At 73.2% G+C, this 22,365-nt stretch carries 16 protein-coding genes; 11 read left to right on the forward strand and 5 right to left on the reverse strand.

From position 1 onward, the window contains the following. Positions 1-57 precede the first annotated feature (57 nt). From FBY24_RS13705 to FBY24_RS13720, 4 genes are read left to right on the forward strand one after another with little or no spacing between them, the layout of a single operon-like run. Positions 58-1,617, forward strand: a complete 1,560-nt coding sequence (locus FBY24_RS13705; RefSeq protein ID WP_142161404.1) for an SGNH hydrolase domain-containing protein — start codon at positions 58-60, stop codon at positions 1,615-1,617. Next, positions 1,614-3,125 carry an SGNH hydrolase domain-containing protein gene (locus tag FBY24_RS19035; protein ID WP_160158517.1) on the forward strand — a complete coding sequence of 504 codons (1,512 nt, stop codon included), beginning with the start codon at positions 1,614-1,616 and terminating at the stop codon, positions 3,123-3,125. Before FBY24_RS13705 ends, FBY24_RS19035 begins: the two co-directional genes overlap by 4 nt. Further along, positions 3,112-5,226, forward strand: coding sequence for an acyltransferase family protein (locus FBY24_RS13715; RefSeq protein WP_160158518.1), 2,115 nt, complete (start codon positions 3,112-3,114; stop codon positions 5,224-5,226). The genes FBY24_RS19035 and FBY24_RS13715 overlap by 14 nt, the downstream gene beginning before the upstream one ends. After that, positions 5,223-6,212: a hypothetical protein gene (locus tag FBY24_RS13720; RefSeq protein WP_142161408.1), complete on the forward strand. Its 990-nt coding sequence runs from the start codon at positions 5,223-5,225 to the stop codon at positions 6,210-6,212. Before FBY24_RS13715 ends, FBY24_RS13720 begins: the two co-directional genes overlap by 4 nt. Positions 6,213-6,233: 21 nt before the next feature. On the opposite strand, the gene FBY24_RS13725 is transcribed toward FBY24_RS13720, so the two are convergent. After that, positions 6,234-7,076 carry an ABC transporter ATP-binding protein gene (locus FBY24_RS13725; protein WP_222117251.1) on the reverse strand — a complete coding sequence of 281 codons (843 nt, stop codon included), beginning with the start codon at positions 7,074-7,076 and terminating at the stop codon, positions 6,234-6,236. Between the two features lie 7 nt (positions 7,077-7,083). Next, positions 7,084-7,995, reverse strand: coding sequence for an ABC transporter permease (locus FBY24_RS13730; protein ID WP_142161412.1), 912 nt, complete (start codon positions 7,993-7,995; stop codon positions 7,084-7,086). A gap of 352 nt (positions 7,996-8,347) precedes the next feature. Between FBY24_RS13730 and FBY24_RS13735 the strand changes: the two genes are divergently transcribed. Then, positions 8,348-9,373: a glycosyltransferase family 2 protein gene (locus FBY24_RS13735; RefSeq protein WP_142161414.1), complete on the forward strand. Its 1,026-nt coding sequence runs from the start codon at positions 8,348-8,350 to the stop codon at positions 9,371-9,373. A 112-nt stretch (positions 9,374-9,485) separates the two neighbouring features. Here FBY24_RS13735 and rfbB read toward each other — a convergent pair whose 3' ends face one another. Continuing rightward, the gene (rfbB, locus tag FBY24_RS13740) at positions 9,486-10,481 is read right to left on the reverse strand and encodes a dTDP-glucose 4,6-dehydratase (protein WP_142161416.1); all 996 of its coding nucleotides are present in this window, start codon (positions 10,479-10,481) and stop codon (positions 9,486-9,488) included. A gap of 337 nt (positions 10,482-10,818) precedes the next feature. On the opposite strand from rfbB, the gene FBY24_RS13745 reads away from it, so the two are divergent. From FBY24_RS13745 to FBY24_RS13765, 5 genes are all read left to right on the forward strand, one after another. Next, positions 10,819-13,410 carry an N-acetylmuramoyl-L-alanine amidase gene (locus FBY24_RS13745; protein WP_142161418.1) on the forward strand — a complete coding sequence of 864 codons (2,592 nt, stop codon included), beginning with the start codon at positions 10,819-10,821 and terminating at the stop codon, positions 13,408-13,410. A gap of 87 nt (positions 13,411-13,497) precedes the next feature. Next, positions 13,498-14,376 (forward strand): methyltransferase domain-containing protein, encoded by an 879-nt coding sequence (locus tag FBY24_RS13750; protein WP_142161420.1) that lies wholly within the window; start codon positions 13,498-13,500, stop codon positions 14,374-14,376. Continuing rightward, positions 14,373-15,206 carry an ABC transporter permease gene (locus tag FBY24_RS13755; protein WP_142161422.1) on the forward strand — a complete coding sequence of 278 codons (834 nt, stop codon included), beginning with the start codon at positions 14,373-14,375 and terminating at the stop codon, positions 15,204-15,206. Before FBY24_RS13750 ends, FBY24_RS13755 begins: the two co-directional genes overlap by 4 nt. Further along, complete coding sequence (locus FBY24_RS13760) at positions 15,203-16,399, forward strand: ABC transporter ATP-binding protein (protein WP_222117252.1); 1,197 nt, start codon at positions 15,203-15,205, stop codon at positions 16,397-16,399. The genes FBY24_RS13755 and FBY24_RS13760 overlap by 4 nt, the downstream gene beginning before the upstream one ends. A gap of 5 nt (positions 16,400-16,404) precedes the next feature. Then, positions 16,405-17,793: a glycosyltransferase family 4 protein gene (locus FBY24_RS13765; RefSeq protein WP_255432396.1), complete on the forward strand. Its 1,389-nt coding sequence runs from the start codon at positions 16,405-16,407 to the stop codon at positions 17,791-17,793. Positions 17,794-17,830: 37 nt separating this feature from the next. On the opposite strand, the gene FBY24_RS13770 is transcribed toward FBY24_RS13765, so the two are convergent. After that, positions 17,831-19,399: a glycosyltransferase gene (locus tag FBY24_RS13770; RefSeq protein ID WP_142161424.1), complete on the reverse strand. Its 1,569-nt coding sequence runs from the start codon at positions 19,397-19,399 to the stop codon at positions 17,831-17,833. Next, positions 19,396-19,749 carry a hypothetical protein gene (locus FBY24_RS13775; protein WP_142161426.1) on the reverse strand — a complete coding sequence of 118 codons (354 nt, stop codon included), beginning with the start codon at positions 19,747-19,749 and terminating at the stop codon, positions 19,396-19,398. Before FBY24_RS13775 ends, FBY24_RS13770 begins: the two co-directional genes overlap by 4 nt. Before the next feature lie 38 nt (positions 19,750-19,787). On the opposite strand from FBY24_RS13775, the gene FBY24_RS13780 reads away from it, so the two are divergent. Further along, positions 19,788-22,316 carry a glycosyltransferase gene (locus tag FBY24_RS13780; protein ID WP_142161428.1) on the forward strand — a complete coding sequence of 843 codons (2,529 nt, stop codon included), beginning with the start codon at positions 19,788-19,790 and terminating at the stop codon, positions 22,314-22,316. The last annotated feature ends 49 nt before the right edge of the window (positions 22,317-22,365 follow it).

Below are 22,365 nucleotides of genomic sequence, written 5' to 3' on the forward strand. Positions count from 1 at the left end.
GCACCCGACACCGGCGTCGCAGGTGCCGAGCGGCTCGTGGTCCGGGGGGACTGGTTGATGATCGTCTGCTTCTCGCGTGGCGCCCGTGCGGTGCGGGCGGGTGCCGGTGCCGTCCTGGGTCTCGCGGTCCTCGCCGCGCTGCTCGCCGTTCCCCTGCCCGCCGTGGCGGCGTCGTCGGTCACGGTCACGATCGCGCTCCCCGCACCCGTGGTGGCCCTCGGCAGGCCCGCCGAGGTCACCGGGCGGGTGACCCATGGCGGGCGCGCCGCACCGGGCGTCGAGGTCGTCCTCGAGGGGCGCGCCGTCACGGGGGGCGACTGGCGCGAGCTCGCCGAGGTGTCCACGGGCGCGGACGGTCGGTACAGCACCGCGGTGCGGGTCGTGACCGGGTTCGACCTGCGCGCGTCCACCACCACCGGTGGCACGCGCCGCGTGAGCGGGACGACGAGGCTCTCCGTGCAGCCGCAGGTCTACGACCTCGCGCCCGCCGGACAGCCCGTCGCGGTCTCCGGCCTGGAGCAGACGGTGACAGGAGCCGTCTACCAGCAGCTCGGCGGGCGTCGGGTGAAGCTGGAGCACCTCCAGGGAACGACGTGGTCGACCGTCGCCGAGACGCGGTTCGACGCGGCCGGGCGGTTCACGCTCAGATACGTCCCGTCGGTCGCAGGAACGCTCAGGTACCGCGTCGTGGTCCCCTCCGGGGGCGGACTCGTGATGAAGGTGGTCCCGTTCTCCGTCCGCTCGTACGCCTCGCCCGCTGCGCTCGTCGCCGCCGGGGTGCCGTGCGTGGGCGCGCTCACCCCTCCGGCCGGTGGCTGCGACAACCCGGATCTCGGCTCGCTCGTCCTGCCGACCCAGGACCCCGCCGCGCTGCGTCTCGACACCGGGGGGTCGTACAACCCCGCGTGCTGGACCTCGGACGTGCTCAAGGCCGTCGTGGCGAGCTGCCGGTTCGGATCTGCACGGCCTGACGCCCTCAAGGTCGCCCTGGTCGGTGACTCGCACGCCGCGGGCTACCTGGCGGCTCTCCGTCCGAAGCTCGAGTGGCGCGGGTGGCGTCTCGACACGTACCTCTCGGTCGGCTGCCGGTGGATGGACGTCCCGCCCGAGGACCCCTGCGCGCCGCGGGCGCAGCACGTGCACGAGGCGCTGATCGCCGGGGACTACGACCTCGTCGTCATCAGCGGGCTGCGGCAGCCGGCCGGAAGCTCCGCGGAGCAGGCCGCGGAGGTCAGCAGGCGGTACTCGCGCGCGTGGTCCGAGATCGTCGACGGCGGAGCGGCCGTGGTGGCGATCGCCGACTTCGGCTACTTCACGGACACCGCCGTCGCCTGCACCACGTCGACACCCTGGCCCGACGTCGTGGCACGGTGCACGACCCCGCGCAGCGACGCGATGCGCGGCATCGACCCGCTCGTCGCCGCGGTGCAGAGCACGCCGGGCAGCGCCCTCGTCACGCTCGACGACAAGCTGTGCACGGCCGTCGACTGCCCCCTCGTCATCGGCCGCACCCTCGTCTACCGCGACCGGCACCATCTGACCGGCACCTACTCCGCTAGCCTCGCCGGTGTGTTGTCCTCGCGGATCGCTGCCGCCTACGCCAGGGTGCAGCCATGACCGGCCGCGCACACCGCAGGATCCCGGCAGTCCTCGTCGCCTGCCTCGTCCTCGCCGCTCTCCCGCACCTCGGCACGGGCGCCGCTGCTGCACAGGCCGTGACGTCGTTGTGGTCCGTGGTCGCCCAGCCCGCCGTCGCGTACGGCAGGCCCGTCGTCGTCACCGGCGTGCTGCGACACGCGGGGGTCGGGGTGGGCGAGGCGTCCGTCGAGATCGTCGACGTGTCCGGCGCCACCGGACGCGCCGTCCTGGCGAGGGCCACCACCCGGGCCGACGGTCGCTTCACCGCCACCTACACGGCGCTGCGTGGCGGACTCGTCCGGGCCGAGGTCCGGAGCACCGCCGAGCACGGGGCGGCGACGAGCCGCGACGCCCGCGTCACCGTCCAGCCCCAGGTCTACGACGTGAGGGTCGACGGTGACCCGACGACGGCGCGGGCCGGCGCCACCCGAGTCGTGACAGGTCGCCTCCACGCCGGGCTCGCGGGCCAGCGTGTCAAGGTGGAGCGCTTCGACGGTGCCGCCTGGGTCCCCGCCGCGCACTCCTACGCGCGCGCCGACGGCACCTTCGCGATCGCCACGCCGACCGTGGGGTTCGGGACGCGTGCCTACCGTGTGGTCGTTCCTGCCACCGACGGTCGCGTCGTCAAGGTCGTCGCGACCTCGATCGGCACCTACGGCGGGCTGGTGGACAGGTACACGTCCGCCGCCCGGTGCACGGGGGCTGCGGCGCTCGACCGCACCGGCTGCGTCCCGCCCCCCTCGTTCGTCGCGGGGTGGGCGGGGGACACCCAGGGCGCCTACGCGTGCTATACGACGGCTGTCGAGGCACCGGTCAGGTCGTGCAGGTCGGGCTCGACCCGTCCGGACGCCCTCCGGGTCGCGGTGACGGGCGACTCGCACGCCGCCATGCTCCTGCCCGGCCTCGCACCGCTGCTCACCGACCTCAACTGGTCCCTGGACTCGTACGTCGCACGGGGGTGCGTCCTGTCGGCCCCGGCGAGTCCCGCAGACCCGTGCCGCTCGCGGCTCGAGGACCTGTCGGAGCGGCTCGAGAACGGGCGCTACGACGTCGTCGTCGTCACCGCCTACCGGGGTGACCGGGCGCCCGCCGCGCCGGACCCGCGCGTCGCCGCGTACGCCCGGGCATGGGAGCGGCTCAGCGACACCGGCACCACGGTCGTCGCGCTGGCCGACAACCCCGCGATCGACGCCGCCACCCTGGCCTGCGTCGACGGCGCCGTCACCGACGGCCGAGGCTCGACAGCCGCGGCCGAGGCCTGCGGCGTCGACCGCGCCGACGCCTTCGAGCGCACCGACCCCGTCCCCGCGGCGGCCGCCGCGGCGCACGTCGCGCTCGTCGACCTGGCACGTCTGCAGTGCGTCGAGGAGCGCTGCCCGGCGGTCGTCGGTGGTGTCATGGCCTACCGGGACACCCACCACCTCTCCGCGACGTACACCCGCACGTTGGCGCCCTACCTCCTGGAGTCTGTCCTTGAGCATCTCTGAGGCGCGCGAGAGCGCCGCGCCCCCCGCCGGGCGGCGTGCCGCGCGGACGACCTCGTCAGGGGTGCGCCCCGAGATCCAGGCCCTGCGAGCGATCGCCGTGCTCGCGGTCGTCCTCTTCCACCTCTGGCCCGGCGCGGTCCCGGGCGGTTACGTCGGCGTCGACGTCTTCTTCGTCATCTCCGGCTTCCTCATCACCGGGCACCTTGCCCGAGAGCTCGCGAGGACCGGACGGCTCGACCTCCCGCAGTTCTGGGCCCGGCGCGCGCGGCGACTCCTCCCCGCCTCGCTGCTGGTCATGCTCGTCACCGCATCGGTGACGTACGTGGCCGTGCCCGCCGCGTACTGGGGACAGTTCTTCCGTGAGATCACAGCGAGCGTCCTCTACGTCGAGAACTGGCTCCTGGCCTCGGACGCCGTCGACTACCTGGGTGCGGAGAACCTGGCATCGCCCGCGCAGCACTACTGGTCGCTCAGCGTCGAGGAACAGTTCTACCTCGTGTGGCCGCTGCTCCTCGCGGCCTGCATCCGCGCGGGACGCCTCTCGCGGCGGGTGTCGCCCCTGCAGGCGCTGCGGGGCCTGCTGGCCCTTCTCCTCGTGACGTCGTTCGCCTACTCCCTCTGGATGACCTGGACGCAGCCGGCCGCGGCGTACTTCGTGACGCCGGCGCGGGTCTGGCAGTTCGCCGCCGGCGGGCTCCTGGCGCTCGTCGTGCCCGAGCCGCCGGGAGGGCTCCACAGGCTCCGCGGGGTCGTGCAGTGGGCAGGCTGGGCCGCGATCGGGAGCGCCGTCATGCTCCTCGGGCCCACCACCCCGTTCCCCGGCTACGCCGCGCTCCTCCCCGTCCTCGGCGCGCTCGCCGTCGTCTGGTCGGGCTCTCCGGCGACCGCGCTGGCGCCCACGGCACTGGTCGACGCCCGCCCCGTCCAGCGGCTCGGCGACGTCTCGTACTCGCTGTACCTGTGGCACTGGCCGCCGATCGTCATCATCCCGCTCGTGGTCGGCCAGGACCTCGACCATGTCACGAAGGTCCTCATCCTGGCCGGCACGCTCGTGGCTGCGTTCGCGACCAAACGCTGGGTCGAGGACCCCGTCAGGCTCCGCGGCCCTCTGGTGCGCTCCCGCCCCCGCGTCACCCTCGCGGCCACGCTCGCGGCGATGGCGCTGGTCGCACTCGTCTCAGGCTCGGGCCAGGTGGTGGCCAACCAGCGGACGGCCGCCAGCGTCGAGGCCGCGGGGAACCTCGTCGAGCGAGGCACGCCCTGCCTCGGCGCGGACGCCGTCCTGGGCGACGACCATCCGTGCGAGAACCCGGAGCTGGAGGGCGTCCTGCTGCCCGACCTCGCGGCTCTCGCCGAGGACACGGGTGGCGCGTACGCCTGCTACGACCAGGAGCCCGGGGCCGAGCTGACGTCGTGCACGTACGGGGTCACGACCGATCCGGCCGTGACGGTGGCACTCGTCGGCGACTCGCACGCCGCCATGCTCGTCCCCGGGCTGCTGCCCCACCTCGACGGGCTCGGCTGGCGCCTCGACACCTACGTGGGCCGGGGATGCGTGTGGGCCGAGCCCTCGGGGCCCGACGACCAGTGCGCCCCTCGGCTCGACGCCATGCAGGAACGCCTGGAGCACGGTGAGCGGTACGACCTGGTGCTGGTGACGACGCGGCGCTCCATCGATCGACCCCAGGGTTCCGCCGACCCTCGCGCCGAGGCCTTCGCTCAGGCGTGGCGTCCCGTCGTGGACCGCGGCACACGCGTGGTCGCACTCGCGGACAACCCGCTCGTGACGGAGGACGCGCTCCAGTGCGTCGCACGCGCCGGCGCCCCCGGCGCCGCCGGCTGCGAGCTCGGCGTCGACGAGGCGCTCGGCACGAACGACCCGCTTCCCCGTGCGGTCGAGCTGGTCGGTGACGGTGCGCACCTCGTGGACCTCACCGACGCCTACTGCCAGGACGGCACCTGCCCGATGGTCGTCGGGAACGTCGTCGTCTACCGCGACGTGCACCACATCACGGCGACGTTCAGCAAGACCCTCGTGCCGTTCTTCCTCGAGGACGTGGCGCGTTGGTTGGCGGCTGACACGGCCGGGGCCGTCCCGTGAGGCGTCGCCGTTCGCCCGCGCTCGTCGCACTCGTGCTGGTGCTGAGCGCCTGCGGCGCGGGCACCGGGGGTGCCACCCAGGTCGATCCCGCCGACGAGGTGCGGGCACTCCCGCGCCTCGGTGCGGCCGAGGTGGTCGTCGAACCGGACGGGCTCGACTACTCGCCGACGGGCGAAGTGGTGTTCCCGAGCCTCTTCCACGCGGGAGAGCACCTCGCCGAACCGCTCGGCGAGTGGTACCTGTACACGGCGCCCCACGAGGTGCCCGGCGGGGTCGTGCTCCTCGTCGCCGACACCCTCGACGGGCCCTGGGTCGAGCATCCTGGCGGTCCTGTGGTCTCGGCGTCCTCGCCGCCCCACTTCGACGTGTCCCACGTGTCCAGCCCCGACGTCGTGTGGCACGACGAGACGTCCGAGCTGTTCCTCTACTTCCACGGCGAGAACTCGACCACCCGGTACGCCACGAGCCGCGACGGAGTGTCCTTCACGTACGGGGGCGAGGCCGTCTGGAACTCGCTCGGCGGGGAGGAGGTCACCGAGTCGAGCTACGCCCGCGTCTTCGAGCACCCCGACCCGAGCAGCGGGTTCCGCTGGGCGATGTTCTACATGACGAACAGCCGCGACGACGTCCGCCGGATCCGGCTGGCGGAGTCGATCGACGGGCGGAGCTGGGTCGTGGACGAGGAGCCCGTGATCGAACCAGGGCCGGGCGACGGCGGCAACGTGTCGGGCGCCAACCTGTGGACCTGGCGGGGGCAGCACTTCGTCGTCTACCACACGGCGAACGGTCGCATCATGGCCCGACCGGTGGGCGTCGACCTCCGTCCGACGTCGGGAGCGGTCGTCCTGCTCGATCCGGACCAGGCCGTCGACGTCGACAGGGTCGCCGCACCCGAACCGGTCGAGGACGGCGGTGTGCTCTACCTCTTCTTCGAGGCCGGTGACCGGCTCGACGCCCAGATCCAGTCCGTGCGTACCGCACCGTGAGGACGTGACCCGGCTCCCCGGTCAGGGGGCGCCGTCCTCCGGCTCGGTGTCGTCCGCCGCGGGCTGGGGCCCTCGTCTCTTCCTGCCGCGGTACTCGGCGAGATACCGGTTCTCGTAGGCGGCGACCACGTCCCGCGCGGGACCGTCGGCGACGAGGACGCCCTTGTCCATCCAGAGCGCGCGGTCACACGTGTCCCGCACGGTGGTCCGGGAGTGGCTCACCACGAAGACCGTCCCCGCCGCCGCTCGGATCTCGTCGATCCGGGCGGCGGACTTCTCGCGGAACTCGGCGTCGCCCGTGGAGAGCGCCTCGTCGATGACGAGGATGTCCGGCTGCGCCGCGGTCGCGATGGCGAAGCGGAGACGGGACCCCATGCCTGACGAGTACGTCTGCATGGGCAGGTCGACGAACTCCCCGATACCCGCGAACGACACGATCCCGGGCATCGCTGCCATCACCTGACGTCGGCTCAGCCCCTGCGCGAGGCCGCCGAGCAGGATGTTCCGCGTACCCGTCAGCTTCGGTTGCAGGGCAGCGGAGACACCGAGGAGCGAGACGTCTCCGTCGGCGTAGACCGCGCCGGAGGAGAGGGGGACGAGGCCGGCCAGAGCGCGCAGCAGGGTGCTCTTGCCCGACCCGTTCTTGCCGAGAATCCCGATGGACTCTCCGCGGTACGCCGTGAACGACACCCCACGGACGGCATGGATCTCCTCGACACCGCCCATGTGACGGCTCGTGCGTCGCAGCAGGTCCGTCCAGGGGACATCCGTCGTCTCCGAGGCGTCCGCTCGCCGCACGCCGTACGTGCGGTAGGTGACGTGCACGTCCTCCGCGACGACCGCGGGCACCCGTGCGCTCGTCATCGTGCCCTCAGCCTCGTCCATACCGTCCCTCGCCCCGCCAGAAGTACACGAACCCGACAACCGGAGTCACGACCGCGTACCCCGCCGCCGCGGCCCAGTGGAGCGGCTCGATGGGTACCTCCACCATGAGGCACGACCGGACGAGGTCGAGGAAGAGTGCGATGGGCTGGTATTGGAGCACCGCGCCGACCAGGCCGTCCCCCCCGTAGTGGCCCACGCTGAAGAAGACCCCCGACACGTAGCGGGCGATCCTCATGATGACGGGGACCAGGTTGGCCAGGTCCCGTGACGTCGACACCACCCGGGCCATCACCAGCGCGAGCCCGGAGCAGAACGCGAGGAGCAGGACCATCGCAGGGACGATCAGCAACCAGGTCCAGCGCAGGGGTTCACCGGTCAGCAGCAGGATGACGAGGAGCACGGCCATCGCGGGAAGGAGCAGCAGGAGCTCGGTCAGGGTCGCCGACAGGGGGAGTGCGGCCCGGGGGAAGCGGAGCGCGCGAATCATGCCCTGGTTGCGCAGGATCGATCGCGATCCGACCGTGATCGTGTCGGAGACGAAGGCAAAGATGAACACGCCGACCGTCAGGAACGCCACGTAGTTGTCGATCCCGCGGTCGGTCTGCAGCAGCAGCCCGAACACCAGGAAGTAGGCGCCCACCGACAGCAGCGGATTGATGACGAGCCACAGCTGTCCCAGCCTGTTGTCCTGGTTGCGCGTGTACGCCACGCCGCGCGCGAGCTCCCACACGAACGACCTGCTCCGCAGGAGGTCCGTCACGTAGGTCCGCAGCCGTGGGCGCCCACCCATCACCCGCAGGCCGTGCGTGAGCGCGAACGCCCGGGCCGCGTCGTCACCCCGGGGACCTTCGGGGACCAGGGCCGGGTCGAGACCCTCCGAGGCCTCAGCTCGGTGCATCGCTGCACCCCACCGCGCTGCGTGACGGCTCAGGGACGGGCACGGGCGACCTCCGGGGACGTGCGGGTGGGCGGGCCGAGCGGTCCGCGGGTGGGCGCCCGGACGTGCCGTGCCAGGCGAGCGGGAGCGGCGCGGGCCGCGCAGCGGGAGCCAGCGTAGCCGCCCTGTGTCCCGCGCGAGGCGGCTCCGTGGATGCCGTCCTGCCGCGGTGCGCCACGGCCTGCCGCCGCTCGCGGGCTGCGCTTTGTCGGAAATGTCCCGGTCGGCGCGGGCGTGGCATCTGCTGCATTTGATGCGGATGCGGGCGCCGGCGCGGGAACGATTGCAGCCGCGTGTTCGCTAGCATCTTCCCGTGTCCTCCGCCCCCTCCGCCGATGTGGTGACCCCTCCCGTGGCCTGGCCCGACGTCGACGTCATCGTCCCCGTCATCAACGAGGAGCAGCACCTCCGGGAGGCCGTCGAGCACATCATGGGCTCGGACTACCCGGGCACGATGAGGATCGTCCTGGCCCTCGGTCCGTCGACGGACGGCACGGACGTGATCGCCGCCGAGCTCGCGTCCGAGCACGCGTCGCTCACCTGCGTGGAGAACCCGTCGGGCGCCACGCCCGCGGCCCTCAACCGGGCGCTGGCCGTGTCGAGCAGTCCCGTGGTCGTCCGCGTCGACGCCCACGGCTTCGTCCCCCGGAGCTACATCACGGACGCCGTACGCATCCTCGTCGAGACGGGTGCCGCCAACGTGGGCGGCGTCATGGCGGCGCAGGGTCGGACGGCGTTCGAGCAGGCCGTCGCGCGAGCCATGAACAGCCGCCTGGGGATCGGCAACGCCCCCTTCCACGTGGGAGGCGAGGCCGGTCCGGCCGAGAGCGTCTACCTCGGCGTGTTCCGACGTGACGCCCTCGCCCGGGTCGGCGGTTTCGACGAGTCCTTCAGCCGCGCGCAGGACTGGGAGCTCAACCACAGGCTCCGCGAGGCCGGCGAGGTCGTCTGGTTCGACCCTCGCCTGCAGGTCGGCTACCGGCCGCGGCGGGACATGCGGGCGCTCGCGCGCCAGTTCCACGGCTCGGGCCGGTGGCGCCGCGAGGTCGCCGGCCAGCACTCCGGGACGGTCTCCCTGCGCTACCTCGCGCCGCCGGTCACGACGCTGCTGGTCGTCGTGGGCCTCGTCGTGAGCGTCGTCGGCCTCGTCCTGCGCTCGCCTCTCGCCTGGGCGGGGGCTCTCCCGGCGTCCTACCTCGTCGGGGTCTGCGTCGCATCCGTCGCCGTGGGGCGTGGACTCCCTCTGCGGTCACGGCTCTGGCTGCCGCTCGTGGTGATCTGCATGCATCTGAGCTGGGGGCTGGGGTTCATCCGCGGGGCGGCGACCCGGCGCTCCTGAGCGCTGTGACGAGACTCTGCTCGGGATGTCGTCGGCGACGTCCGGAGCCCGAACGACGGCGTGCGGGCAAGACGCGGGTGCGCCCCCTCGGCGAGGGGGCGCACCCGCACCGTCAGCGGCCCAGCTGGGCGTACTTCGCCTCGGTCGCGTCCTTCTGCGGGCGCCACCACGACTCGTGGGTGCGGTACCAGTCGATCGTCGCGGCCAGGCCGTCGTCGAACGTCGTGTACCGGGGCTCCCAGCCCAGCTCGGTGCGCAGCTTGGTGGCGTCGATGGCGTAGCGCAGGTCGTGGCCCGGGCGGTCGTTGACGTGGTCGTACGCGTCCGCGGGCTGGCCCATGAGCGTGAGGATCTGCTCGATGACGGTCTTGTTGTCCTTCTCGCCGTCGGCGCCGATGAGGTAGGTCTCACCGATGCGGCCGTCCTCGACGATGCGCCACACCGCGGAGTTGTGGTCCTCCACGTGGATCCAGTCCCGCACGTTCTCGCCCGTGCCGTAGAGCTTGGGGCGGACGCCGTCGATCACGTTGGTGATCTGCCGCGGGATGAACTTCTCCACGTGCTGGAAGGGCCCGTAGTTGTTCGAGCAGTTCGAGATCGTGGCCTGCACGCCGAAGCTGCGGACCCAGGCACGGACCAGGAGGTCCGAGGACGCCTTCGTCGAGGAGTACGGGCTCGACGGGTTGTACGGCGTCTCGGGCGTGAACTTCGCCGGGTCGTCGAGCTCGAGGTCGCCGTAGACCTCGTCCGTCGAGACGTGGTGGTAGCGCACGCCGTGGCGCCGGACCGCCTCGAGGAGCTGGTAGGTGCCGAGGATGTTGGTGCGCACGAACGGCCAGGGGTCGTGCAGGGAGTTGTCGTTGTGCGACTCGGCCGCGAAGTGCACGACCAGGTCGACGTCCTTGACCAGGGAGTCGACGATGTCGGGGTCCGCGATGTCGCCCTTGGCGAGCACCACCTTCCCGTCGACGGGGTCGAGGCTGCGCTCGTCGCCGGCGTAGGTGAGCGCGTCGAGCACCGTGACGTGCACGTCGGGCCGCTCGCGGACCGTCTGGTGGACGAAGTTCGAACCGATGAAGCCTGCTCCGCCGGTGACCAGGACGCGCATGTGCTCTCTCTCGCTGAGGACGACGAACCGTGCCGGTCGACGATATCCGAGGCGCGCCCGCCGACCCAGCCCGAGGGGCATATCGGGAGGAATGTGACAGCGGGCGCGGCGTTCCTTGACCACGGGGGAGTACTCACCTTCACTGCTGTGGACCGACCGTCGTCGCCCCTGGGAGTTCCTCGTGCTGCTCAAGCTCAGCCTCGTCGTCGCGCTCGCCGTCGGCGGCGCGCTCCCCGAGGCTGCCGCCGACCCGGCACCCGCCCCGTCTGTCGCAGATGCGGCCTTTGTCACCCTTTCGGGTGACGATCAGCCGGAGGCAGTCACAGACGAGGCGCCCGTGGACGAGACCGGCGTCCCCGCGGACGAGGCCGGGGAGGTGACGCAGGTGCCTCTCGACGACGTGCTCGTCGAGGTGCCCGACGTGGCGGAGCTGGCCGCACCCACGCCCGCGCCGTCCGCCGGCACGCCTTCCCCCACCCCTGCGCCCACCGCCGCGGCGGCCCCCGGCGCCGTCGTCTCGGACGTCGTCGAGACCGACGGCTTCCAGATGCTCGGCGTGACGTGGCCCGACGACCAGCCGGTGGAGGCGCTCGAGGTCCAGGTGCGCACGCGGCAGGACGAGCGGTGGAGCGACTGGCAGCCGCTCGAGGTCGGTGACGAGGCCCCGGACGCGGGGACCCCGGACGCCGACGAGGCCCGACGCTCCGGCACGGACCCCCTGTGGGTCGGCGAGTCCGACGCGGTGCAGGTCTCCCTCCGTTCCACCGGCGACGCGGTGCCCTCCGACCTCGAGCTGGCGCTCGTCGACGTGCCCGAGGTCGACACGCCCGCACCGGACGCGCAGGTCCGGGGGGCGGCCACGAGCGGGGACGTCCTCGTCCAGCAGGCCGCCTACTCGACGCCGACCGCACTGACCTCGCAGCCCGCGGTGATCACCCGGGCCCAGTGGGGCGCGCGGGCGCAGCGCTGCACGCCCGACGTCGCGACCTCGCTCGTCGGCGCCGTGGTCCACCACACCGCCGGCCCCAACGGGTACTCCTCCGTGGCCGACGCCATGCGCCAGATCCGCGGCGACCAGGCCTACCACATGGACGCGCGCGGCTGGTGCGACCTCGGCTACAACGTCGTCGTCGACAAGTGGGGCAACACGTACGAGGGGCGTGCCGGGAGCCTGAGCAAGGCCGTCATCGGCGTGCACGCCGGCGGGTTCAACACCGGGACCCTCGGCGTGGCGATGCTCGGCTCCTACGAGGCCACGCCGTCCGCCGCGACCCGTGCGTCCGTCGCCCGGATCATCGCCTGGCGCCTGCAGGCCTCCTACCTCGACCCGGGCGGCTCCATGCGGTACACCACCAACGGCGGCGAGAACTCCAGGTTCTCCGGGACCACCACGGTCACGCTGCCCCGCATCTTCGGGCACCGCGACGTGTCCTACACCGCCTGCCCGGGCACCGGCGGGTACGGCGCGCTGCCCGACATCCGCAACAGGGCGCGCGCCTACGTCAGCCCGTCGTTCGTCAGCCCGTCGCGCTCCGCGTCCTCCGTGGCCCGCGCCGGGTCCGTGCGGGTCACCGCCGGCGCCGTCGGGTCCGTCGCCTGGACGCTGACCGTCACCGACGCGCGCACCGGGGTCCGCGTGGCCACGCGGAGCGGGACCACGGCCAGCAGCGTCAGCGCCACCTGGGACACCCGCAACGGCTCGGGCCAGGTCGTCGGCGCCGGGCCGTACCGGCTCACGCTCACCGGTCGGGCCACCTCGGGCGGCGGGACCGCACGCTCGTGGAGCACCACCGTCCAGGTGACCGGCAGCACGAACCCCGCCACGGTCGCGTCCGTGCCGCTGGCCGGGGACCTGCAGTACGTCCCGGTGACGCCGGTGCGCGTGCTCGACACCCGGCCGGGTGCCCAGTCCCTCGGCTCGCGCTCCCGGGTCGACGTCAAGGTGGCCGGCGTGTCGGGGGTGCCCACGGGGGCCCGGGCCGTCGCGGTCACCGTCACCGCGGTCCACCCCACCGCCACCACCTACGTGACCGCCTGGCCCGCCGGTGCGGTGCGCCCCGCGACCTCGACCGTCAACGTCGACCCGAGCCGGGCCGCCGCCGCGGGCGCCGTGGTCGGGGTCGGGGGGGACGGCCGGATCAGCCTCTACAACAACGCCGGCTCCACGCACCTGGTCGCCGACGTGACGGGCTACTTCGTCCCCTCGTCGGGGACCCGCTACTCGCAGCTCGCGTCCGCGGCACGCCTCATGGACACCCGGGACGTCGGTGGCACCATGCGGTCCGGCCAGCGGCGGACCATCACCGTCGCAGGGCGCAGCGGCATCCCGGCCGGCGCGACCGCCGTGATCGCCAACGTCACGTCCGTCGGCGCCGCCGGGGACGGGTACGTGTCGGTGGTCCCCGCCGGGACCGCCCTCGGGTCGACCTCGAGCGTCAACCACCTGCGGGGCACCGACGTGTCCAACCGGGTGGTCGTGCCCCTGTCGGGCGGCAAGGCCGACGTGTACCTCGCCGGGGGGGCCGCGGACGTCCTCGTCGACGTCGTGGGGTGGTTCGGACCCGGCGGCACCCTGACGTTCACCCCGATGCAGCCCGTGCGGGCGTTCGACACGCGCGCGGCCGGCGGGGCGCTGGGCTCGGGGTCGGTCCGCTCCTTCGCTGTCGGCAGGGTCAGCGGTGTCCCGTCCGACGCGCAGGCCGCGCTCGTCAACGTCACCGCCGCCGGGCAGACGGCGCGCACGACCTTCGTCACCGCGTGGCCGGCCGACGACGCCCGACCCGGGACGTCCGACCTCAACACCGGAGCGGGCCGCGACCAGGCCAACGTCACGGTCGTCGGCTGGGACGCCCAGGGACGGTCCTCCCTGTTCAACAACGCCGGCAGGACGCACCTGATCGGTGACGTCTACGGCTACTTCGCACCCTGACCGGGCCCGGACGGCCACCGGCGGGGCGTCGTCCGGGTTAGGCTCCCGTCCCGGCTGATCCTCACCCGTCGGGAGACCCACGCACCCATGCCCACCTACGACGCCACGGTCGATCCTGGCGCGACCAACACCAGCCACGCGCTGATGCTCGAGCTGATCGGGGTCGACAAGACCGTGCTCGACATCGGGTGTGCCACCGGATATCTCGCGCAGGCGCTCACCGCCCGCGGCTGCACCGTCAGCGGTGTCGAGATGGACCCGACCGCGGCCGAGGCGGCCCGGCCGCACCTGGCGCAGCTCGTGGTCGGCGACCTCACCCAGCTCGACCTCGCGGCCGAGCTGGCCCCGCACACGTACGACGTGATCGTGCTCGGGGACGTCCTCGAGCACCTCCCCGAGCCCGTCCCCGTGCTGCGCTCGGTCACGTCGTTGCTCGCGCCCGGTGGCTCGGTCGTGATCTCGGTGCCCAACGTCGCGCACGGCTCCGTGCGTCTCGCCCTGCTCCAGGGCCGCTGGGAGTACCGCGACCGGGGCCTGCTCGACAGCACCCACCTGCGGTTCCTCACCCGCACCAGCCTGCGGGCCCTCGTGCGCGACGCCGGCCTGACGGTCGTCGACCTGCGGACCACGACCCTCGACCCGCTCGCGGGCGAGGTTCTCGTCGACGCCGGCGCGCTCCCCGACGGCGTCGTGGACTGGGTCCGCACGCAGCCCGACGCGCTCACCTACCAGTTCGTCCTGCGAGCCATGCGTGACGACGCCGACGGTGTCCTCACGGCCGTCACGGCCGACCGGGAGCGCATCGAGGAGCGTGCCGCGGACCTGGGCGCCGAGCTCGAGCGCACGCGCGCCGAGCGCGACGCCGCGATCGCCGACCGCGCTCGGATCGAGGAGACCCTCGGGTGGCGGCTGCTGCGCGCCCCCCGCCGCGCGTACGGCGAGCTGCGGAGGCGGGTGCGTCCGTGAACGTCGTCACCGAGCTGCGCGGATCGCGCGAGCTGCTCGCCAACCTGACCCGTCGCGAGGTCAAGGGCAAGTACAAGAGGACGCTCCTGGGCCAGCTGTGGTCCCTGGTCAACCCCCTCGCCCAGATGGTGATCTTCACCGTCGTCTTCGCCTTCATCATCCGGATGGAGCCCGAGCCGGGCGACCCGTCCGGTCTCGACGTGTTCGCCGTCTGGCTCATGTGCGGGCTGCTGCCGTGGTCGTTCTTCGCGAACGTCGTCAACGGTGGCATGTCCTCCCTGGTCGCCAACGAGAACCTCATCAAGAAGGTGTGGTTCCCGCGGATCACGCTGCCCCTGTCGTCGACCTTCTCGCTGGTCTTCACATGGGGGATCGAGATGGCGGTCCTGCTCGTCGCGCTCCTCGTCGTCGGCGGGCAGCCGCTCCTGTTCGTCCCCGCGACGCTCCTCGCGATGGCGGTGCTCGCGCTGTTCGCCCTCGGGGTCGCCCTCACCCTGTCGATCGCGAACGTCTACTTCCGCGACACGCAGCACTTCGTCGGCATCATCATGCAGGCCTGGTTCTACGCCACCCCGATCGTCTACCCCGTCTCCCTCGTCACGGAGGCCTCCGGACGGCTCGGCCCCGTGGTCGGCTCGGTCACCGTCGCCGACATCTACCGGCTCAACCCGATGGAGCGGTTCGCCGAGGTGTTCCGCAACCTGCTCTACGACAACCGCTGGCCCGACCTCGACAGCATCGCGATGTGCCTCGGCTGGACCGCCGTGGCGCTCGCCGTGGGTCTGTGGGTTTTCGGCCGGCACGAGGCACGACTGGCGGAGGCGCTGTGAGCGCGGCGGTGACGGTGGACCAGGTCTCCAAGGTCTTCCGGATCTACAGGGAGCGCAACCAGACGCTCAAGGCGGCGATCATGCGCGGCCGGCGGGCCGTGTACGAGGACTTCAGCGCGCTGAAGGACGTCTCCTTCGAGATCCCCGAGGGCACCACGTTCGGTCTGATCGGGGACAACGGGTCGGGCAAGTCGACGCTGCTCAAGTGCATGGCGCGCATCCTCACCCCGGACACCGGTGCGATCCGGGCGAACGGCCGGGTCGCCGCGCTGCTCGAGGTCGGGTCGGGGTTCCACCCCGAGCTGTCCGGGCGCGACAACGTCTACCTCAACGGCTCGATCCTCGGGATGACCCGCGAGGAGATCGACCGCAAGTTCGACGACATCGTCGGCTTCTCCGGCGTCGAGGAGTTCATCGACCAGCCGGTCAAGAACTACTCCTCGGGCATGTACGTGCGTCTCGGCTTCTCGGTCGCCATCAACGTCGACCCCGAGATCCTCCTGGTCGACGAGGTCCTGGCGGTCGGTGACGCGGCGTTCCAGGAGCGGTGCGCGGAGAAGTTCGCCGAGTTCCGCCGCGAGGGTCGGACGGTCGTCGTGGTCTCGCACTCCATGGCCTCGCTGCGCGCCATGTGCGACGGGGCCGCGTGGCTCTCGCACGGCCGGCTCGTCGAGACCGGGGACGCCCGTCCGGTGCTCGAGCGCTACGCCGACTCGGCCCGCCAGGAGGTCCGGCTCGACGAGGAAGGACGGGTGCGCTGGGGGAGCGGGGAGGTGACCGTCGAGAAGGTCGAGCTCGTCCACGACGGCGTCCCGGTCGAGCAGGTGCCCAGCGGCGCCGACGTCTCCGTGCGCGTCCACTACCGCGCGCGCCGTCCGGTCGACCGTCCCGTCTTCGGCCTGGCGCTGGAGTCCCACGACGGCGTCTACCTGTGGGCCTCCAACACGCGTGACGCCGAGCTCGAGGTGGCGCGCGCCGACGGTTCGGGGGTGGTCGAGTGCCGGGTGCCCCGCCTCGCCCTGCAGCCCGGCCTGTTCGCGCTGATGGCGTCCGCGGTGGACACCTCGACGACGCACGTCTACGACTACCGGCGTGACGCCGTGCGCTTCCAGGTCACGCACGCCGGCACCACCGAGTCGGGTGGCTACCTCCATCTCGACGCGCGGTGGGGCGTCCGCGAGGGGGAGCGGTGAGCGGCGTGGCACCGCCCCCGGCCGCTGCCGGCCGGCGCACCGTGCTCGTCGTCACGCTCGACACGCTCGCGCCCCAGATGGCGGGGCCGGCGATCCGGGCGTGGGAGATCTCCCGGCACCTGGCCGCAGCCGGTGCGGACGTCCGCCTCGTGACGTTCGGCGCGTGCTCGGTCGACGGCGACGGCTTCGCCGCACGCCACATCGAGGTCGGCAGCTTCCGCGCGGAGGTCGAGGCCGTCGACGTCGTCGTCCTCCAGGGCTTCGTCGTGCGGACCTTCCCCTGGCTGCAGTCCTGCCCCCAGCGGATCGTGGTCGACCTCTACGACCCCTTCCAGCTGGAGACGCTCGAGGTCGACCGGTACGAGACGCCCGAGGTCCGCGCGCAGGCCCTGGACCGGGCGCGCGCGGAGCTGGACGCCCAGATCGCGCGCGGGGACCTCTTCCTGTGCGCCTCGCGGCGCCAGCGTGACCTGTGGCTCGGCCACCTGGCCGCGGCAGGGCGCGTCAACCCCGCGACCTACGACGACGACCCGGGCCTCGACCGCCTCGTGCGGGTCGTGCCCTTCGGGCTCGCCGACGACGCGCCCGTCCAGCAGGAGCACGCCGTGCGGGGGGTCGTCGACGGGATCGGTCCCGACGACAAGGTCGTCCTCTGGGGCGGCGGCGTCTACAACTGGTTCGACCCGGTCACGCTCGTCCGGGCGATCGGTCGGCTGCACGCCGAGGACCCCGCGGTCAGGCTCTACTTCCTCGGCATGAAGCACCCCAACCCCGACGTCCCGCAGATGCGGGTGGCGGTCGAGGCGCGCCGGGTGGCCGACGAGCTCGGCCTGACCGGTACCGTCGTGCACTTCAACGAGGAGTGGGTCCCGTACGCGCGACGGGCCGACCACCTGCTCGACGCCGACGTGGGTGTCAGCACGCACTTCGCCCACGTCGAGACCGAGTTCTCGTTCCGGACCAGGATCCTCGACTACCTCTGGGCCGGTCTGCCCATCGTGACGACGCGGGGTGACGCGTTCGCCGAGCTCGTGGACGAGCACGGGCTCGGCGTGTCGGTGCCCGACCGGGACGTCGACGCGCTCGTCGCGGCGCTGCGCACCGCGCTCGCCGACGAGGGCGGGCGCATGCGACGTCAGGTGCGGCAGGTGGCGCCGCGGTTCCGGTGGTCGCAGGTGCTCGCGCCGCTCGTGGAGTACTGCCTCGACCCCTGGTACGCGGCGGACCGCCCGCACGAGCGGCCGGTGGACGCGCCTGCCCCGGTCCGCGCGCCCGCTGGCCGCGGCGTCAGGGCGGACCTCGGGGCCGTGCGCAGGCACCTGCGCTCGGGCGGGGTGCGCGCGGTGCTGTCCAAGGTGCGCTGGCGCTGGCAGACCTGGAGGGCGTCGCGCTGACCGGTGCGCCGACGGGGCCGCAGCGGTCGCGGCCCCGTCAGCGCACCGTCCGCAGGTTGCGGTACGGGTCGGCCAGCGCCATGAGATCCCACTGCTCACGAACCATCTCGAGGTCGGCCGCCGTGACGGCCGTGCTCCGGCTCGACGACTCGTAGTGGGCGAGGCGGGCCAGCGGGGTGCACACGACCCGCTGCCCGGAGGTCACGACCTTGTAGCAGAAGTCCACGTCGTTGAAGCTCAGAGGCAGGTCCTCGCAGAAGCCGCCGACCTCGACGAACGTGTCCCGTGCGACGAGCAGGCACGCCCCGGTGACGACGAGGAAGTCGGCGTCGAGGACACCGACGTCGCCGTCGCTCAGGTCGTCCGGCTCGCCGCGGCGTGCGTGCACCGGCAGCCAGTCGTCCCCGTTGACCACGCCCACGTGCTGGACCGTGCCGTCCTCGAAGAGCAGCTTGGCGCCCACGACGCCCACCCCGGGTTCCTGCAGCACGGACACCATCCGCGTGAGCCACCCGTCGTCGAGCGCCTCGACGTCGTCGTTGAGCAGGAGCACGATCTCGCCACGGGCCACCCGCACCCCCTCGTTGACGGAGCGGGAGAAGTTGAACGGGCCGGTCGGGCGGACCACCCGGGCACGCTCGCCGGCCAGGGCGGCGACCCTGTCGACGACGGTCGGGTCCTCGTCACCGTTGGCGACCAGGACCAGCTCCCAGCTCGGGTACGCCGTGCGCTCCAGGAGGGTGCGCACGCACTGCTCGACCAGCAGGACGTCCCGGTCGTGCACCCGACGCGACCGGGACGCGGTCGGAACCACGACGGACACGAGCGGTGCCGGGTCGGGGACGTGCCGGTGCACGACCACCGAGCCGGGCACGGGGCCGTCCTCGACCGTCGCCCGTGCGCCGGTGCGCTCGAGGTGCGCGGCGACCGCCGCCCGACGAGCGGCGCGCTCGCGCTCGTCCGGCACCCGGACCGGCCCCGGGCGCAGCAGGCCGACGACCGGCAGGTGGTCGACCCGTGGCGAGCGCTCGGCGCACCGCAGGTGCAGGTCCCACTCCTCGGCGCCGTCCCGGTCGTCGACGAAGCCGCCGACCTCGTCGAGCAGGGTGCGCCGCACCGCGCACAGCCTGCCCAGGTAGTCCCAGCCGCGGAGGTAGGCGAGGTTCCAGGCCGGCTTGCGCACCACCGGGGTGCGCCCCGTGTCGTCCCGGAGCTCGTCGGTGTACGCCACGTCCACCTCCGGCCGCGCGCGCAGGTGGTTCTCCAGGGCTGTCGGACCTCCCGCGTCGAGCCGGTCGCCCGGACCGACGACGGCGACGTGCCCGCCGCGGGCGACGGCGAGCGCGGCACGCAGCAGGGCGGCCCGGCTCCCGGGCCCGGTCTCGACCCAGCGGAGCCACGGCTGCTCGAAGGCTCGTGCCGGGCGCAGCGCGTCGGCAGTGCCGGCCACGACCAGCTCCCACGTCGCGTCGTCCGCCCGCACCAGGGCCGCCGACCCGACGGAGGAGAGGACCTCGTCGGGGTCGGAGCCCGCCGGCAGGAGGATGCTCAGCACGGGTGGGGCGTCGGTGCGGTCCGCGCCGGGCCCGGGTGCGTGCGCGGTCACGACGTGCGGCCGTCGCGGACGATCGCGACCGCCCGACGCTTGGCCGCGCCCGCCGTCCGCCGGGCGAGCGTGCCGAGCGGCGGGTCGAGAGCTGCGTCACGTTCGCGCAGCGCCTCCTCCAGGGCCCGGGTCCGCTCGCGCAGCGCGACGTCCTGCTCGCGCAGCAACCTCTCCCGCAGGGTGACGGCTGCGCGCAGCGCCGTGACCTCGGCGTTCAGCTCGTCGACACGTCGTTCGAAGGTGCGCACCTCGTCACGGTCACGGGTGGCGTCCCGGCGGGCCCTGATGCGCGCGTCGGCGTCGCGCAGCAGGTCGCGCCAGCTCTCGGGGTCCTCGACCTCGCTGGTCATGCGGAGAGGTTAGAGCATCGGACGTCTAGGATTCTGCGGTGCGTATCGTGCAGGTCACCGCCCACTACCCGCCCGACGTGGTCAGCGGGGGGACGTTGGTGCCCCAGCGTCTCGCGCACCGGATGCGGCGGCTCGGGCACGACGTGCGTGTCTACGCGGGCAACGTCCGCGGCGGACGTGCCCCCCTGACCTCGTGGGACGACGTCGACGAGCACGGCACGCCGGTCCGCTGGGTCTCCACGACACCGTTCACCGCGTGGTCGGACCCGAAGAACTCGATCAACCCGGGCGTGACGGAGGACTTCCGTGCCTGGCTCGCCGCGGAGCCGGCCGACGTGGTGCACCTGCACTCCCTGCAGACGCTGGGCGCGGAGCTCGTCACCGTGGCCGCGCGCAGCGGCGCCCGCGTCGTGGTGACCATGCACGACTTCTGGTGGTCCTGCGCCAGGCAGTTCCTCGTCGCTCCCGACATGCGACCGTGCAGCCTCGCCGTCGAGGCCGGCGGCTGCCCGTGCGCGGTGGACCACGGCTGGCTCGTGGAGCGCAACCGTGCCCTGGGCCGTCACCTCGCCGACGCCGACCTGGTGCTGGTCCCCTCGGCCAGCGCGGCGCGGGTCATGGTCGCCAACGGCGTCGACGAGACGCGTGTGATGGTCGACGAGAACGGGCTGCCCGCCCTGCCCGAGGCCGCACCCCGCGAGGAGGCCGAGGGCGACGTGAGGCTGCTGTTCGCCGGCGGCGCCGACCCCATGAAGGGCCTCGGCGTCCTGCTGCCCGCGCTGCGCGGTCTGCGTGGCACGCCCGGGTGGACCGCCGACCTCTACGGCGTCGACCCAGCCTCGCTGGGCGACCTGCGGGGCGACGCCCGCGTCCGTGCCCGTCCGGGGTACCGGCCTGCCGAGCTCGCCACGGTCCTGGCGTCGCACGACGTGCTCGTCCTGGCCTCCGTGATGCGTGAGTCCCACTCCATCCTCACCCGCGAGGCGCTCGGTGCCGGCCTCGCGGTCGTCTGCACGGACACGCTGGGGCCGGAGGAGGTCGTCGAGGACGGGCGCAACGGTCTGGTCGTGCCCGCTGCGGACCCTGAGGCGCTCGGTGCCGCCCTGCGCCGCCTGGTGCTCGACCCCGCGCTGGTGCGCCGCATGCAGGCCGAGGCCCCCGCGGTCCGCGTGCGTGGGCTCGACGACCAGGTCGCCGGTCTCGTCGGCACGTACGAGCGCCTGGTCGAGGGTCCGACCCTGCCCGACCGGACGGTCGACGCCGCGCAGGACACCCTGCTGCGTCGCGTCCTGTTCGTCGTCGGGATCCAGGGTGCCCCGCTGCGGTACCGGGTCCACCTGCCCGCCGAGGGGCTGCGCTCCGCCGGCGTGCACACCGACGTCCGCCACTACCGGGACCCCGAGGTGCTCGAGCTCGCGCAGCAGGCCGACGCGGTGGTCGTGTACCGGGTGCCCGCCACCGTGCAGGTGCTGCAGATGATCGACGCGGTGCACGCACGTGACCGCGTCGTGCCCGTGCTGTACGACATCGACGACCTCATCGTCGACCCGGGTCTGCGGGGTCAGGTGCACGGTCTCGACGGCATGGACGACGCCGAGGTCGACCTCTGGTGGCGCGGCGTGGCCCGGTACCGCACGACGCTGGAGGCCTGCGACGGGTACGTGGGGAGCACCGCGATCCTCTGCGAACGGGTCGGGGCCCTCACGGGGCTGCCCACGTTCCGGTTCGCGAACGGCGTCGGCAGCGCCCTCGGCGCGCTGAGCGAGCGGGCGCTCGCCCTGCCCCGGGACCCGGGACCGCTGAGGATCGGCTACTTCTCCGGGACGACGACCCACGACGCCGACTGGGCGGCCGTGGAGCCCGCGGTGCTCGAGGTGATGCGCGACCGCCCCGACGTGGAGCTGTGGCTCGGCGGGCACCTGGGCACCGGACCCGCGCTGGACGAGGTCGCGGACCGGGTCCGGCGGCTGCCGATGCTGCCGTGGACGGAGCTGCCGGCACGGCTGCGACAGGTCGACGTGAACCTGGCGCCGCTCGTGGGCGACAGCGTGTTCAACGAGTCCAAGTCGGCGATCAAGTGGCTCGAGGCCGCGCTCGTCGAGACCCCGACGGTCGCCTCGCCGACCGAGCCGTTCCGCGAGGCCGTCGAGCACGGCAGGACGGGCCGGCTGGCCGCCGACCACGCCTCGTGGGTCGAGGCGCTGGCCGAGCTCCTCGACGACGCCGAGGTCAGGGCGCGGACCGGTCGCCTGGCCCGGCGTGAGGCCCTGCTGCGCTGGTCGCCGGCCCGGCAGGGGCAGGAGTACCGGCGTCTGCTGCTCGAGGCGCACGCCGGGCTCCTCCTGCGCGACGCGCCGAGGACGACCACGTGGCAGCCCGTCGCCGACGACGAGCCCTGGAGCGCCGCCGACGCGTGGGTGGAGAGCTACCCCCCGGACGACGGGACGCGGCCCGCCGGGCCGTGGCGCCTGCGCTGGGAGGCCGCACGTCGTGTGCACGAGGCCGAAGGTGTCGGTGGCGTCGCCCGCAGGGTCGCGGGCAAGGTGGGGCGCCGCGTGCGCGGCTGACACGCCGCGGGGGCGCGCGGGACGGACCGGGGTGATCCGGGCGGCCTGC

This window comes from Cellulomonas sp. SLBN-39 (assembly GCF_006715865.1).
GTDB lineage: Bacteria > Actinomycetota > Actinomycetes > Actinomycetales > Cellulomonadaceae > Cellulomonas.